Raw genomic sequence first — 16,042 nt, 5'->3', positions numbered from 1 at the left:
TCTAACTTCGGTGTAAACAGATGAAGTATGTCACAAATTCCTTTTTATCAGATACGCAATGAAGAAGAATACCTGAAAGCATATCAACAAGCAGTTGAACATCCTGAAAATTTCTGGAACAAAATTGCTGAAAGTTTTTTGTGGAGAAAAAAATGGGACAAAACTCTTGATTGGGAATTCACGTCACCAAGCGTACAATGGTTTTGCAACGGAAAATTAAATATCACTGAAAATGTAATTGACCGTCATTTACCGCACAAAGCAAATGACATAGCCTTGATTTGGGAACCAAATAATCCGACAGGCAAAGGTAAAAAAATCACGTGGTCAGTTCTGCGAGACGAAGTGAATCGTTTTTCAAATATTCTTGTAAAAAATAATATTCAAAAAGGAGATCGTGTGTGTATTTATTTGCCCATGATACCTGAAGCAGTTTATGCCATGCTTGCCTGCGCACGAGTTGGTGCGGTTCACTCAGTTGTTTTTGCAGGATTTTCAGCGCGCGCATTATCAGAGAGAGTTCAAGACGCCGGCGCAAAAATGATTATCACTTCAGATGGTTTAGTGAGGGGTGATAAAAAAATTTTATTGAGAGACATTGTGCAACAAGCGGTTGAAAATTGTCCATCCATTGAAACTATACTCACTGTAAAACATACCGGTGATAAGGTAAAAACCAATCATCTTGACAAATGGTATCATGAAGAATATAAAAACGTGAGCGCAGAATTTACTCCGGTTGAAACTGACAGTGAAGACCCATTATTTATTTTGTATACATCAGGTTCAACCGGCAAACCAAAAGGTGTTGTGCATACCTGCGGTGGCTATATGGTGTACGCAGATTATAGTTTTAGAAATGTATTTCAACCAGAAAAAGATGATATTTTTTGGTGTACTGCCGATGTAGGCTGGGTAACCGGACACACCTATATTGCTTACGCCCCCCTGCTTGCCGGCACAACTTGTGTGCTATTTGAGGGGGTACCAAATTATCCTGATACATCTAGATTTTGGCAGGTGATAGAAAAAATTGGCGTTACACAATTTTACACGGCGCCTACTGCCATTCGTTCACTCATGATGTCAGGACCGGAAGTACCTGAAAAATTCAGTATGCAAACGCTGAAAATAATTGGTTCAGTTGGAGAGCCCATTAATCTTGAAGCATGGCAATGGTATCATGATCATGTTGGAAAAAAAAGATGTCCGGTAGTAGACACGTGGTGGCAAACAGAAACCGGAGGCATCATGATTTCAGGTCTTGGCAAAACCGGTAAACAAATTCCAACCTACGCCGGAAGACCACTACCCGGTATTCAACCCGTCTTGCTGACACCTGAAGGAAAAGAAATTACTGAAAACAACGCCGAAGGATTATTGGCAATAAAATTTCCGTGGCCATCTATTTTGCGCACCACTTGGGATGATCATGAACGATGCAGACAAACCTATTTCTCATCATACAAAGGATATTATTTCACCGGTGACGGAGCGCGAAAAAATGCAGACGGAATGTTTCGCATTATTGGTCGTGTGGATGATGTTATTAATGTTAGCGGTCACAGATTGGGTACTGCAGAAATTGAAAATGCAATCAATGAACATCCCAGCGTAATTGAATCTGCTGTTGTTGGTTTTCCTCATGATATCAAAGGTCAGGGCATTTACGGGTATGTCATTTGTGATCATGAACCCGATGATTTGAATAAGGTTAGAACTGAAATTCATCAACTGGTTGAAACTATCATTGGAAAAATTGCACGCCCTGATAAAATTCAATTCGTAACAGGTCTTCCAAAAACAAGATCAGGTAAAATTATGCGACGCATTCTCAGAAAAATTGCTGAAGGAAATACCAAAGATTTTGGTGATACCTCAACTTTGCTTGATCCTGCCGTGGTTGAATTGATAGTGAAAGGGAGCATGTGATTTAGAATTAAAAATCAGTGAGCAATCATCAAGATTAATTGCTGAATTATTTCATGCTTTTAGAACCTTCCTCGCAGCGTAACAATAAAATTACGACCCGGCGCTGAGATGTTTGAAGCAAATACTCGGTAATAGGTATCTGCAATATTTTCAAGAGACATTTGCAATTGAATATTTTTATTAAACTGATAACTTGCTCTCAGGTTTAATGTCATCCAAGCAGGCATGTAGCCGTTTACCGGATCAGCTGAATACGTATAATTATCTTCACCATTCAAATTATAATCTTTAGATTTTTTTGCGCCGTTATACACTACAAAAAATTCTCCTCTAAATTTATTCAAGGCAAGATTGAATGATGTTTTTCCAAACACGGGCGGAATATGATCTAATGGGTACGGAATAGTATCTGTGATAATTCGTCCATACGTATAATTAAAATCTGAGGTGATAAAAAATGATTCAGTAACTTCTGCCTTCAATGAAATATGTGTACCGGTTACATACACATTTGCTGCATTCATACTCATGGTTACTTTGCTTAGCTCACCGTCAAACAAAATTGAATCAGCGCCATTGAAAGTGCCCGGTTGAGTAACAATAGCATGGGTAAGATACGTGAGATAAACACCCGCTGACAACTGTACTTTTTCATGAAAAATTCGTGATACACTGAAATCTGCGTTATATGAATATTCAGGTTTTAAATCAGGATTGGGCACTACAATATTTCCGGGAATTGATTCAAAAACTTTTCCAAGATCATCTACATTGGGCGCTCTGAATCCGGTAGAGCCTAATAAGGTGAATCGCCACTGTTTATTTGGCATAAAAACAATACCCAAATTACCATTTACTGCCATATTATTTTGTTCAACAGAAGAAAAAGGAAAAGGAAAAAAAGAAGTATCATCAAAATTCGCCTGAAGATTTACATAACTAAATCGCACGCCATCATTTAAAATCCATTTTTCAGAAATTTCAAAAGAATGACTCAGGTAAGCGGCATAACTTTGCATTACAGAACCGCCGTCAGGGTATCGGGTATCAAGCGTTCCGGTAGTATCAGCAATAATATCTTCAGCATAAGCAGATGACTGAACATCATTATACCATCCATCTATTCCATATCTGATCTCATGATCTTCAATTTTTTTTGCAAAATCTGCATTGAATGAAAATATATTTAAACTTTCTGTCCGGTGATTGAGGATATTTTTATTGAATCGTCTATCATGTCTGCTCTCTTCAATTTGTTGATAAGCAATGGTGAAACGCGCATGATCAAACATAACTACACTATCTGTAATTTGTAGACTGTAAGAAGCGAGCAAGCGCTGCTGAGGGCCATAATACCATTGCGCAAATCTTGGTAAACCTCCACTCATTTGCGTTAAGCGGTCATACCGATTAATATTTGTTGAAGTTGAATATTGCAAATTCAACGTATGAAGAATTCCATCAGACGGTTTGTAAATAAATTTCTGCATCAAATCGTATTGTGAATAACCTGATTGTTTTTGTAAATTCCATGAAGGATTTGCTACCATGGAATCTTGGTCATTGAATCGCTCAACATAAAAAGGTCTGTATCCCCAGTCACCATAAAGTTGATTGCGATTGTATCCTTGTCTTAAATCATCAAAATCAGAATAGGTAAAAGAAGTGAGAGAACCAAATTTTAGACCCCCCAAGCTAAAATCAAAATGACCGGTTTTTTCATTCATGGCGGTTGAATAACGCGTGTAAGCTTGGCCAGAAAAATTTACTCCGGCCGTATCATTGAGCAAAGGATTTTTAGTGTAAAAATGCATCACACCGCCAAGTGCATCACTGCCGTAAATTACTGAGCCGGGACCGTAAACAATTTCTAAACGTTGAAGCATAGAATTATCAATAGTGATTACATTCTGCAAATGACCACCGCGATATATTGCGTTATTCATGCGCACGCCATCAATCACAATGAGAACTCGGTTAGTTTCAAATCCGCGAATGATAGGACTGCCCCCACCCAACTGTGATTTTTGAACCAGCACGTTACCTGAATTACTCAATACGTCTGCTGTAGTTGGTTGACTCATGAAAGTAAGATCTCTTGCGCTGATTACCTGAACCGGTTGTGCAACATCTTCTGAATTCTCTTCAAATTTATTCGCTGAGATTATTACCTCTGAAGTGCTGACAACTTTTTCAGTCAAATAAATGGTGTAATTATTTTTCACTAATTCATCCCAGGTAAAAGGGCGTGTAATAAAATTAATATGTGTAAATACCACCATTTTTGAACCTTTAAATCCACTGATATCTACTTGCCCTTTTGAATTGGTGAAAAGGGTTTCAGTGTGTTCTGACGAACGAATAGTAACACCAGGTACAGGTTCAAGACTAACAATATCCTTCACCGTAACAACCTGCGAAAACACCTTGCCGGGTAAAAAAATTATAAGGCAAAAAAGGATAAATATAAATCTGACTTTCATTCAATAGATGTGATGTAATGATGTGATTTCTTAGTTGGTAAAAACATTTCGGTTTGATAAAACTGAACCAATATAATATTGATACATGCCAATAGTTGGCGTGTACCATTTTTCTGTAGCGTTCAATCCATAACCAATTTGATATGCCAATTTCAATAAATTTTGATGTTCTTGCTCAGTAAAGTATGGGCTATTTTTTGAGTAGTAAGCAATTTTTACAATGGGTTCTAGAACTTTGTCAAAGTCAATTAATTCATGAGAAAACCAATCAGGCATTTGTTCTCCGTTTTCAGTTTTAGATGCATATCTCAATTTATAATTTTTTGAATTTGAACGATCGACACGGTAGTCAATAAGGTGATTGAGACCTCTCTTCATTGCGTCTGCAATTTTCCATTTCAATTCAGTTTCATCATCAGGCACAATTTCAAATGCTTCAATCAAGCCACGCAGAATCATGCAGTGATAATAAATCTTTGTATCATGATATATTCTGTAATTATCAACCTGATCAACCCCACCGGTATACCAAAGACCATTTTCACTTGTTGAATCTACCCGTTGCATATCAATGATCATTTCAGCAATTTCAACTGCCTTATCATACATTTTTTCATCGCCGGTAACCTGATACACTGCGGCAAGTGACCATATACCAAGTGAACGCATATTTGAGTTATTCACTTTAGAAGATTTTTTCCAATTGATTTTTTCCAGATGTTTTGCAGACAATTCTATCGCTATTTTAATTTCATCTCTTCGGTAATCAATTCCTGAACGGTAAAAATCACAGAGTGCAACAAGGGCATAGGTAGTTTCATACGGTTGTGTTTTGTTGATGGGTGCATTCATATTCAAACTGGTATCTGACTCACGGTTTAACCACCACATATAAGCTCCCTTTTCTTTACCTTCTTTAATTTGCTCATCGAGTAAATAATCAATTCCTGCTTTAACTAACCGCAAACTTGTTGTGAGAGAATTATTATCAAGATATAAAAATAAATGCCCTCTGGTAAAACATGACACATCCCTGATCAGGGGTTTACAGGCAAAATATCCATAGGCTGTTTTAGTGTATAAAACCATGTTAGGCCATGTTGCATATCCCCTTCCCCATGCTCCTTCAGGCCATTTTTCAGTTTCTGATTCTACCCCGTTGGGATTAGCCTCATTCACGGCAATAATTTTTGGCATGCCTGAAAAATCATCACTGTTTTTTTCTACGAGATTAATCTCATCTGCCGTGAATTCTTTTTTTGCATAATCACCGGCTGGCATATCATGTATCACTTCATGCTCTTGTGCGAACGCAAAACCAAAAGTTGAAACAAAGACAGCAATAGTTAAATTATTTTTAATCATAAAAATTTCTGTTTTCTATCAAAAATCGAGCCTAACCTAGTTTCTTGCTCGATTTAATTTTGCCTAAAGATAAGGATTACTTCATTTGCAGGGGATGAACAAATTTTTCAGAGACAAACCGGATCTCATCAGAATCATCATGACTCATTGAACTTGAACAGAAATAAACACAATGCTCCATGCAATTCATCCTGATTAAAAAATATCCTTACCTTCATAGTCTCAAGAAAACTAAGATGAAAAAATTAATCCAGCCGATGATGGTATGGGTGTTCCTACTTTTTGGAACCACCTTATCAGCACAAGAAATTTTGGAAGGTATACAAGCTGACCGTTTATTTACCGGAACCAGTTGCGTACGCACTTCACAATTCAGTGATGCGCCTTCGTATTTAAAATTCCGTGATGGAATGGGTCCCAACCGCGATGGTGCCTTAAACTGGATCACAAAAAACTTTGCCATTCAACCCGCTTTTGGCTTTGAATATCTCAGAACTGATTATGATGAATTGGGATTTGAACACGTGCGATATGTACAAACTTATCAAGGCTCAAAGGTAGAAGACGCAATCTGGATTCTACACATTAAAAATGATCAGGTTATTTCAATGAATGGTTTGTTATACACCAACTTCAGCGCACCGGGATCATACAGCATCAGTGAAGAAAATGCACTTTCTTACGCACTTGATTTTGTTGATGCAGAAACTTACAAATGGGAGGTTGAAGAAGAAGAAGCTCACTTAAAAAGAGAACAAAATAATCCATTCGCAACCTATTATCCAAGTGCTGAAAAAGTATATATCTCAGCTGATTCAAAATATCTGAATAATACGTATCGCGCAGCTTATAAGTTCAATATCTATGCACACTCAAAACTTTATCGTGCATTTATATATGTTGATGCACAAACCGGTGAAATTTTGCTTGAAGAAGAAATCATTCATCACGTGAATACTCCCGGAACAGCCATAACAGCCTATAGCGGTTCACAAAACATTGTCAGTGACAGCTTCTCTGGTTCATACAGATTAAGAGAAACAACCCGCGGAAACGGAGTTAATACCTATGACATGAACACCGGCACATCGTATGGTGCAGCCGTTGATTTTACCGATACTGACAATATATGGAACAATGTCAATGCAGATTTGGATCAATATGCAACTGATGCGCATTGGGGAGCTGAAATGACCTATGATTATTTTTTCTATCAGCATGGCAGAAACAGTATTGATAATGCCGGTTTTGCACTCAACAGTTACGTGCATTATGATGTGAATTATGACAATGCATTTTGGGATGGATCACGCATGACTTATGGTGACGGTGATGGAAGTACTGATGATCCGCTAACATCAATTGATATAGCCGGTCACGAAATTGCTCACGGACTCACAACCTATACTGCTGATTTAAATTATAGCGCTGAATCAGGTGCACTCAATGAATCATTCAGTGATATTTTTGGAACTTCCATTGAAAATTATGCACGTCCATCAAACTGGAACTGGACTATGGGTGAAGACATTGGCGGAGCATTCAGATCCATGTCAAACCCTAATGCTTATGGTGATCCAGATACTTATTTCGGAACCAATTGGGCATCATTAACAGGCGGTGATAACGGAGGAGTTCACACCAATAGCGGAGTACAAAATTACTGGTACTATCTCATGGTGATGGGCGGATCGGGAACCAACGATCAGGCTGAAGCTTATTCAGTAACCGGACTCGGATTTACTCAGGCCAGTCAAATTACATTCCGCAATCTCACTGTTTATCTTACGCCAACATCTGAATTTGCTGATGCGCGATTTTATGCAATTCAATCAGCTATTGATTTGTTTGGAGCATGTACACCACAAGTTGAAACAACAACCAATGCTTGGTATGCAGTAGGAGTTGGCAATGCTTATGTTGCAACCGTTGTGGCTGATTTTGCTGCACCGGTAACAAGTTCGTGCAGCGCACCATTCACCGTTAACTTTTCAAATAACAGTGTTAACGGAACATCTTTTGTATGGGATTTTGGTGATGGCGGAAACAGCACCGCTAATAATCCTTCACATACCTATACCGCAGTTGGAACATATACCGTAACTCTAACCGCTGACGGCGGCGCATGCGGAACAGATAATCTTGTAATGACCAATTATATTACTATTGACAACATGTTACCTTGTGAAGTTATTATGCCAACCAGCGGATCAGGAAATTTACAAACTGCATGCGCAGGAACAGTTTATGACAGCGGTGGACCATCATCTGTTTACGGTGCTAATCAAGATGCTCAAATTACCATTTCTCCATCTGGTGCATCAACAGTGACACTCACCGTAAATTCTTTTGATGTTGAAGCAGGCAGTTCAGGTACCAATTGCAATTATGATTATCTCCGAGTTTATGACGGACCATCAACCGGTTCAACTTTATTAGGAACATACTGTAATAACAACTTACCTCCTGCAACCATTAATTCTTCAGGTGGATCAATCACACTGGTTTTTCATTCTGACGGTGGATTAGAAGAAAACGGATTTGATATTGATTGGAATTGTACACTAGCAACTACCCCACCTGTTGCTGATTTTATTGCTGATGTTACTTCTAGCTGCAGTGGTGAAATTAATTTTTCAGATTTGTCAACTAATGGACCAACTTCATGGTCATGGAATTTTGGTGACGGAAATTTTTCAACCTCACAAAATCCTTCTCACGCGTACAGCACAAACGGTACATTTACTGTACAACTCACAGCAACCAATTCTTACGGAAGTGATCCTGAAATTAAAACAAGTTACATCACCATCAATAAACCGGCTGCACCTTCAGCAACCGGTGATGCAATTTGTGAAAACACTACCGCTGATTTAAGTGCAAGCGGAACAGGTACACTTAACTGGTATGATGCACCAAGTGGCGGAACTTTGATCACATCAGGAACATCGTATACAACACCTCCACTGAGTTCAACTACCACCTATTATGTTGAAGAAGAAATTGCAGGTGATATTAATTTTGTTGGACCAGCAACAAACGCATTTGGCACCGGAGGAAATTTTAACGGTGATCAACATCAGGTTTTCACATGCACTACCCCTGTTATTTTAAAAAGTGTAAAAGTTTACGCCAACGGTGCAGGAGATAGAACCATACAATTGCGTGATAATACCGGTACCGTAATTCAGGAATTGGTTGTCAATATTCCCAACGGAACGAGTAATGTTACGTTGAATTTTGATATCCCGGTTGGAACCAATTTACAACTTGGAACCTTGGCAGGCAGCAGTCCGTCTTTGTATAGAAATAATGCAGGAGCATCTTATCCATATACATTACCCGGATACATTTCTATCACCTCAAGCAGCGCCGGCGGAGCCTATTATTATTTTTTCTACAACTGGGAAATTGAAGAATATCCATGCACCAGTTTACGTGCACCTGTAACAGCTACCGTAACACCAAATGCAGACGCAACCATTACTAACCCGGGTGCATTGTGTACGACAGATGCCCCTATCACATTAAACGGTGCGGATGCCGGTGGAACATGGAGCGGAACCGGTGTCAGCGGTTCTACTTTTGATCCTGCTGCAGCCGGAATAGGATCACATACGATTACTTATACCATTGCAGGTGCATGTGGTGATACCGATACTGAAACTATAGTTGTTTCTGATGGATATGATGCAACTATTAATCCTGTTTCTGCACTTTGCTCACAAGATCCATCATTCAACTTATCAGGAGCTGATGCAGGTGGTGTATGGAGTGGAACAGGAATTACCAATAGCGCAAGCGGAACATTTGATCCGGCAACCGCCGGAGTTGGAACACATACAATCACCTATACATTCAGTGGAACATGTGGTGATACAGATACAGAAACTATCACCGTAAACCAACAAACCGACGCAAGCATTCTCACTAATCCTGAATTATGTTCCAACAGTTCATCCATCAATCTCACCGCAGCAGAAAATGGAGGCACTTGGAGTGGAACCGGAATTACCGATGTAGTGAACGGAACATTTGATCCATCTGTTTCAGGCGTTGGAACTTTTACAATAACGTATTCTATTGGTGGGCTTTGTCCCGACACAGACACTGAAGACATCACCGTTTCAGATTTAGCAGATGCAACCATTGATCCTGTTTCAGATTTTTGTTCAGCCGATGCACCCGTGAATTTAACCGCCGCTGACAACGGAGGCACCTGGTCAGGAACCGGAATTACCAACACGAGCAACGGCACATTTGATCCATTAGTTGCAGGTACCGGAACCTTCACCATCACATATACCATTGCTGGTGCTTGTGGCGATACTGACACAGAAAATATTACCGTGAACCAACAATCAGATGCTACTATTACTGCCCTTGCGCCACTGTGTCGCCAACAAGGCAACGTGATTTTGACAGCTGCAGAAAACGGAGGAACGTGGTCTGCCGATTGCGGCGCATGCATCAATGCCAGCACAGGAGAATTCAATCCTTCACTTGCCGGAATTGGAAACTGGTCCGTTACCTATACGGTGGGTACTATTTGTCCTGATACAAAAACCACCATCATTTCAGTTCTAGATTGTTTGGGAATGAATGAAAATTCAGACAACCAATTTACCATGTATCCAAATCCTGCGCAACAAACTGTCACTATACAAACTAACAACAATGATGCTGCTCAAATCATTATCACTGACGCAACCGGAAGAATAGTACTTTCACAATACACCATCAACACAACAACAACCTTAGCCGTTGACCATCTGGCTGACGGAATTTATTACGTGCGACTCATCAACGCTGATCATGATCTGATTGGTGTGGGAGTGTTGGTTAGAGAGTGAGTTAAATAATTTTTATAGCGTATGAGAAATAGGATTGCGGTTGTTGCATTCATCATTTTTCATTTTACTTTTTTCAAAGCTTTCAGTCAAACAAACTGTGAATGGTTTAGGTTGGACTCTAATTTCATTAGCATCTTACCTGACTCTGCAACTTATGCTATTCACATGAATTCTAGTGGCTGTTTTCACTTCAGTCAAGATTCAATTGTTGTTTCTCGCGTTGGAGAAAATTACTTTTTATCTTATAAGAGCAAAACCATTCAGTTAACGATAGAACAAATTCAAAAAATTAAAGATTTCGAATACACACTTCTGCATTTCAATCATGGAACTGGTTGTACAACAGCAGATGAGTATTCAATTTCATTTTGTGGATTTCAAATTCTGTTATTAGATGATTCCAGTTGCAGTTGGAACGGGATGCGAAATTTGCTTTTGGGGTTGGGGGTTGGGTAAGAACTATTATTTTAGATTTTATTCATTTTTTTCGAGACAAAACTTAGCTCAAAAAACTATACCCTCACTCCCCCTCAATACCCCCCAATCATCAAACCATCAGGCGTTAAAAAATACACTTTGTCTTGCTTAAATTTGAATTGAAGAATGCTGTCTGTGAATTCAAAATATTGATCAGGACGACTGTCAAATTTAATGGGCGTGGCGCGTATGGTTTTGTTTTCACGCAATAAGATATGTTCATTGAATACATCAAATTGTTGCGTAGTAAAAGGAATAGTTTTTACATACGTTCCAAATACATCAAACATGGCAATGCCGGTATCCGGAATTAGTATAAATAATAAATCATGCGCTTCCATCATATAACTTGGCAGAGTTTCTGAACTGAATACCGATGCCAGATTTTCAGTAATGATTAGTTTATCCAAATTTTCATTCAATTTAATCAACCTCATTGAACCTGCATCAAAAACCCAAAACGCATTGCCGCCAAATGATTCGCACACCAACCAGGCTTGCTGAATATCTTGATTCACTAGATCAATTTCTCCGTGAATATCTGTCATGGTGTTATCCAAAAAATGTATCACACTGCGCTCTTGATCAAATACCAGCGTGCGGAATGATTTAGAACTTTCAATATAAGTGGGACGGAAAGATTTTAGTGATGTAGAAAAAAGCGTATCCAACTGATTTGAAAAGCTGAGAATCACATCGTTTTTCACTAAAGCAATTCGTCCAAAATTATCTACGGCAAACGAAGAATATTTTCCCGGAATAGAATCAGTTAATTTAAATTGTAACTGCTGCGCACGCAATTGCACACCACATAAAATTGCCAGTATAAAAATCAAATTACGCATACAACTGATACAACAAATTTTATTCCCTTTTGCTAAGGTACGGAAATCCTGTTTAACGGGGTTGGTGAGAGTAAAGGCACGAAAAAGATTCTAAAGCCAGCGGGGAACAAGTCGGATGCTCGTACATCCTGCGATGAAATTAGGATTATTCTGCGCATTCATAAAATACATCAAACAGATATCTGAAAAGTTTACGATCTTTGTCCTATCAACCTTTAACACAATTTTGTATGAAGATGTCTCTCATCATTCTGTTTGCTTTCATTACGGCTCCGCTTTTATCTTATTCACAAGATGAAAAACCAATGAAGTTCAAGAAGAAAGCACCGGAATATATTTTTTTGAAAAAAGTAGAATCCGCTCTGATCACGCATGATGCTGATGTGATGATGACTTATATTGAACCGGAGTACAAGCGCATGCAGCACGATGAATTTTTAGCGGGTAGAACCCTGCAATTTTTGACTGAACTATTCTGGTGTGAAGGATTGCGTTTTAATGAAATAAACAACGCGCAACTCATGCGTTACGCTGCGCAGCCTGATGATAAAAACAAATATGAAATCCGTTTTATGGTGCAGAGCAGTTCAGTTACTTGTTATTGCACCGTATACATGCAGCGCAGTGCTGAAACCGGCGTATTTGGCCTATACGGGGCAATGGGCTAATGGATTTTATTCTTCACTCACCTTATCAACCAACCGGAGATCAGCCTGAAGCCATCCGGCAATTAGTGCATGGATTAAATACGGGTGTGCCGTTTCAAACATTACTTGGAGTTACCGGCAGTGGCAAAACGTTCACCATGGCTAACGTGATTAAAGAGTTGAATAGACCCACGCTAGTTCTATCTCACAACAAAACTCTGGCGGCGCAATTGTATGGTGAATTCAAACAGTTTTTTCCTGAAAATGCGGTAGAATATTTTGTATCCTATTACGATTATTATCAACCGGAAGCCTACATTCCGGTTACTGATACCTTTATTGAAAAAGATCTTTCTATCAATGATGAAATTGAAAAGTTGCGCTTATCTGCAACCTCAGCATTGCTATCAGGAAGACGAGATGTAATCATTGTTTCATCTGTCTCTTGCATTTATGGAATTGGTAATCCGGCAGAATTTAAAGAGAGTATCATTCACATCAATAAAGGAATGATCATTAGTCGGAATAAATTTTTATTGAAACTGGTTGAGAATTTATATTCCCGCAATGATGTTACACCTGAACGAGGAAATTTCAGAGTAAAAGGTGATACAGTAGACATTTTTCTTGCCTATGCTGATTACGCTCTGCGTGTCATTTTTTGGGGAGATGAAATAGAGGACATATATACGTTGGATCCTATCAACAACAGCAAAATTGAATCATTTACAGATATTAATATTTTTCCGGCTAATATTTTTGTTACTAGTCAAGCCACCATCAATAAAGCCATTGGATCTATTGAAATTGATTTAGGCAAACACGTAGAATATTTTAAACGAGAACAAAAATTTCAAGAAGCCAAACGGATTGAAGATCGTGTGGTGTATGATTTGGAAATGATTCGTGAATTAGGTTATTGTAACGGTATTGAAAATTATTCACGTTACTTTGATCAACGCGCGCCCGGTACACGTCCATTTTGTTTGATTGATTATTTTCCGAATGATTTTATGCTCATGGTTGATGAAAGTCACGTCACCATGCCACAAATCAGAGCCATGTATGGAGGTGACCGTTCACGCAAACAAAATCTGGTTGAATATGGTTTTCGTTTACCTGCGGCAATGGATAATCGTCCATTGAAGTTTGAAGAATTTGAGGCTTTAATTAAGCAGGCAATTTTTGTTAGTGCTACTCCGGCGGAATATGAATTGGAGAAATCAGAAGGAGTCATTGTTGAGCAAATTATTAGACCAACCGGATTATTAGACCCAAAAATTGAAGTGCGTCCAAGCATCAACCAGATAGATGATTTGATTGAAGAAATACAAATTCGCCGTGAAAAAGATGAGCGTGTTTTAGTTACTACACTCACAAAACGAATGGCTGAAGAATTGCAGAAATATTTGGATAAACTGGGTATACCCTGCCGATATATTCACAGCGATGTTGACACCTTAGAACGCGTAGAAATTTTACGTCAACTCCGTCTGGGAGAATTTGATGTATTGATTGGTGTGAACCTTTTACGTGAGGGATTGGATTTACCTGAAGTTTCTCTGGTTGCAATTCTTGATGCAGATAAAGAAGGTTTTTTACGTTCAGAAAGATCGTTGGTACAAACAGTTGGTCGTGCAGCCAGAAATGTTAACGGAATGGTACTGATGTACGCAGACAGAATGACTGATTCCATGCGCAAAACTATTGATGAGACTAATCGTCGGCGCATGATTCAGGAAGAGTATAACATAAACAACAATATCACGCCAACGCAAATTAAAAAGTCTCGTGAAAGTATTTTAGGACAAACTAAAGTAGCTGACCGAACACAGAGTGAAGTAGCGGAATATAATTTGGATACCGTAGAATCTATTGCAGCAGATCCGGTTATTGAGTACATGAGTAAAGATCAGCTTACTCAAACCATTCTCAAATTGAAAAAAGACATGGAGGCCGCAGCAAAAGAACTTGATTTTATCACCGCTGCCAGATTACGTGATGAAATGTTTTTACTAGAAAAGAAATTACAAACAAAATAAGCTTTATCATGCATGAAGAAATAAAAAAAATGCTGGATCATGTGACCGAATATGCCACTGAGCTTTTGAATGAAACAGGTGATTGTTATCCGTTTGGAGCATTTATTGATCGTGCCGGCAACGTGCATCCACTTGAAATGGAAATTGATAAAAACAATATTCCGCAATTACACAAAGTGGTTGACGCACTCAATACCTATTGTAAAACCGAATTTGAAAATAAAAATATCACGGGTTATTGTATCAGCTATGAAGTGCGTGTAACAGTGAATGAAAATGAAACAATTGATGCCATTGCTTTTGATTTAACGCATACGAGTGAACCAAACCTTCCGCTTTTTTATTTGCCGTTTAAAATTGTTCCCAAAGAAACTTGGACCGATGATCCCGAATTTAAGCGTGCTGAAATCAACGATATTTTTGCAGTTAAGAGAAATTGAATATTCTGATTTGTCTCTGCGTTCGGAAATCTTATTGATACGTTAGGATAAGACTTAGTTTGCCAAACCATTGATTCTGTGCATGAATTGTGCAATTTTGGTTAACTCTTTCCGGCTTGAACATATAATTTTAGTTATATTCGCACTCTAAAACAATTGGATATCAGTACCCCCAAAACTAAAATACCAGGCATTTTCAATTATTGTGATCGTTGGTGTGAACGCTGTCAGATGACTTCTCGGTGTGAAATTTTTATTCCTGATGAGAAAGAAATGAATACCGAAGAATCTCTTGCTGTAGTTCATGAGAATTTCAGTAAGACCATGTCTATGCTGGTAAATTGGGCAAAAAAGAATAATGTTCCCTTAGAAGATTTGCAAAAAGAAGACCCTGCATGGGCAGCACGTCGTGAATACAATAAGCTACATGCGCGCACCAATATTACTTCTAAGTTGGCACTTGATTACAGAAAAAAAGCTGCAGATATCCGGGCGAAGTATGCCAAAGAATTGAATGTATTCAAAACCAATCTGGAAAATCGCGCTGAGCTTGGATTAAAAGGTGACTCTGAAATTGTAAGAGAAGTACACCACGCCATGGAAACTATCATGTGGTATGAAACTCAAATTCCCGTCAAAATTACCATGGCTTACATGAGTTTTGGACAACTTGAAAATGAAACTTCTGAAATTCAATCTCACTATAACGGCGTTGCAAAAGTTGCTTTGCTTTGTATTGAAAAATGTTTTCCGGCATGGGAAATTTTGATTAAACACTTTCCTGAAATGGAAGATGATTGTTGGAATTGCTTAGTACTACTTGACCGCGCCAGAAAATTGTTGCTTGCTGATTTTCCGAATGCACCTAAATTCATTCGCCCGGGATTTGATGATTGATGCATAGTGAACTGAATAAATCAGCGTCAAAAACTTGTTCAAAAAACTTTTAAAATTTTGT

The 16,042-nt window shown here is 38.6% G+C and carries 10 protein-coding genes; 7 read left to right on the top strand and 3 right to left on the bottom strand.

What is annotated here, in order from left to right:
- The first annotated feature begins 27 nt into the window (after positions 1–27).
- Positions 28–1,932 (top strand): acetate--CoA ligase, encoded by a 1,905-nt coding sequence (gene acs, locus IPH66_15120; GenBank protein MBK7130676.1) that lies wholly within the window; start codon positions 28–30, stop codon positions 1,930–1,932.
- A gap of 59 nt (positions 1,933–1,991) precedes the next feature.
- On the opposite strand, the gene IPH66_15115 is transcribed toward acs, so the two are convergent.
- On the bottom strand, positions 1,992–4,415 hold the full coding sequence (locus IPH66_15115) for a TonB-dependent receptor (protein MBK7130675.1): 2,424 nt from the start codon (positions 4,413–4,415) through the stop codon (positions 1,992–1,994).
- A gap of 30 nt (positions 4,416–4,445) precedes the next feature.
- On the bottom strand, positions 4,446–5,780 hold the full coding sequence (locus IPH66_15110) for an AGE family epimerase/isomerase (GenBank protein MBK7130674.1): 1,335 nt from the start codon (positions 5,778–5,780) through the stop codon (positions 4,446–4,448).
- Between the two features lie 236 nt (positions 5,781–6,016).
- Here IPH66_15110 and IPH66_15105 point away from each other — a divergent pair, with 236 nt between their 5' ends.
- Both IPH66_15105 and IPH66_15100 read left to right on the top strand, forming a co-directional pair.
- A complete protein-coding gene (locus tag IPH66_15105; GenBank protein ID MBK7130673.1) occupies positions 6,017–10,633 on the top strand; it encodes a M4 family metallopeptidase in 4,617 nt (1,538 codons plus the stop codon).
- Positions 10,634–10,654: 21 nt separating this feature from the next.
- Positions 10,655–11,089 carry a hypothetical protein gene (locus tag IPH66_15100; protein ID MBK7130672.1) on the top strand — a complete coding sequence of 145 codons (435 nt, stop codon included), beginning with the start codon at positions 10,655–10,657 and terminating at the stop codon, positions 11,087–11,089.
- A gap of 74 nt (positions 11,090–11,163) precedes the next feature.
- On the opposite strand, the gene IPH66_15095 is transcribed toward IPH66_15100, so the two are convergent.
- On the bottom strand, positions 11,164–11,955 hold the full coding sequence (locus IPH66_15095; GenBank protein ID MBK7130671.1) for a hypothetical protein: 792 nt from the start codon (positions 11,953–11,955) through the stop codon (positions 11,164–11,166).
- A gap of 230 nt (positions 11,956–12,185) precedes the next feature.
- On the opposite strand from IPH66_15095, the gene IPH66_15090 reads away from it, so the two are divergent.
- The 4 genes from IPH66_15090 (at position 12,186) to IPH66_15075 (ending at position 15,981) form a co-directional block, all read left to right on the top strand.
- Positions 12,186–12,623: a hypothetical protein gene (locus IPH66_15090; protein ID MBK7130670.1), complete on the top strand. Its 438-nt coding sequence runs from the start codon at positions 12,186–12,188 to the stop codon at positions 12,621–12,623.
- A complete protein-coding gene (gene uvrB / locus IPH66_15085; GenBank protein ID MBK7130669.1) occupies positions 12,623–14,644 on the top strand; it encodes an excinuclease ABC subunit UvrB in 2,022 nt (673 codons plus the stop codon). The genes IPH66_15090 and uvrB overlap by 1 nt, the downstream gene beginning before the upstream one ends.
- An 8-nt stretch (positions 14,645–14,652) precedes the next feature.
- Entirely contained in the window at positions 14,653–15,084 is a 432-nt protein-coding gene (locus IPH66_15080) for a hypothetical protein (GenBank protein MBK7130668.1), read from the top strand.
- A gap of 231 nt (positions 15,085–15,315) precedes the next feature.
- Positions 15,316–15,981, top strand: coding sequence for a hypothetical protein (locus tag IPH66_15075; protein ID MBK7130667.1), 666 nt, complete (start codon positions 15,316–15,318; stop codon positions 15,979–15,981).
- The last annotated feature ends 61 nt before the right edge of the window (positions 15,982–16,042 follow it).

This window comes from Crocinitomicaceae bacterium (genome assembly GCA_016708105.1).
Taxonomy (GTDB): domain Bacteria; phylum Bacteroidota; class Bacteroidia; order Flavobacteriales_D; family Crocinitomicaceae; genus JADJGJ01.
This window is presented reverse-complemented; position numbering and strand designations above follow the sequence as displayed.

Excerpts from the sequence above, each read along its gene's own strand:
- acs (MBK7130676.1), top strand. The coding sequence starts at position 28 with ATGTCACAAATTCCTTTTTATCAGATACGCAATGAAGAAGAATACCTG.
- IPH66_15115 (MBK7130675.1), bottom strand. The coding sequence starts at position 4,415 with ATGAAAGTCAGATTTATATTTATCCTTTTTTGCCTTATAATTTTTTTA.
- IPH66_15110 (MBK7130674.1), bottom strand. The coding sequence starts at position 5,780 with ATGATTAAAAATAATTTAACTATTGCTGTCTTTGTTTCAACTTTTGGT.
- IPH66_15105 (MBK7130673.1), top strand. The coding sequence starts at position 6,017 with ATGAAAAAATTAATCCAGCCGATGATGGTATGGGTGTTCCTACTTTTT.
- IPH66_15100 (MBK7130672.1), top strand. The coding sequence starts at position 10,655 with ATGAGAAATAGGATTGCGGTTGTTGCATTCATCATTTTTCATTTTACT.
- IPH66_15095 (MBK7130671.1), bottom strand. The coding sequence starts at position 11,955 with ATGCGTAATTTGATTTTTATACTGGCAATTTTATGTGGTGTGCAATTG.
- IPH66_15090 (MBK7130670.1), top strand. The coding sequence starts at position 12,186 with ATGAAGATGTCTCTCATCATTCTGTTTGCTTTCATTACGGCTCCGCTT.
- uvrB (MBK7130669.1), top strand. The coding sequence starts at position 12,623 with ATGGATTTTATTCTTCACTCACCTTATCAACCAACCGGAGATCAGCCT.
- IPH66_15080 (MBK7130668.1), top strand. The coding sequence starts at position 14,653 with ATGCATGAAGAAATAAAAAAAATGCTGGATCATGTGACCGAATATGCC.
- IPH66_15075 (MBK7130667.1), top strand. The coding sequence starts at position 15,316 with ATGACTTCTCGGTGTGAAATTTTTATTCCTGATGAGAAAGAAATGAAT.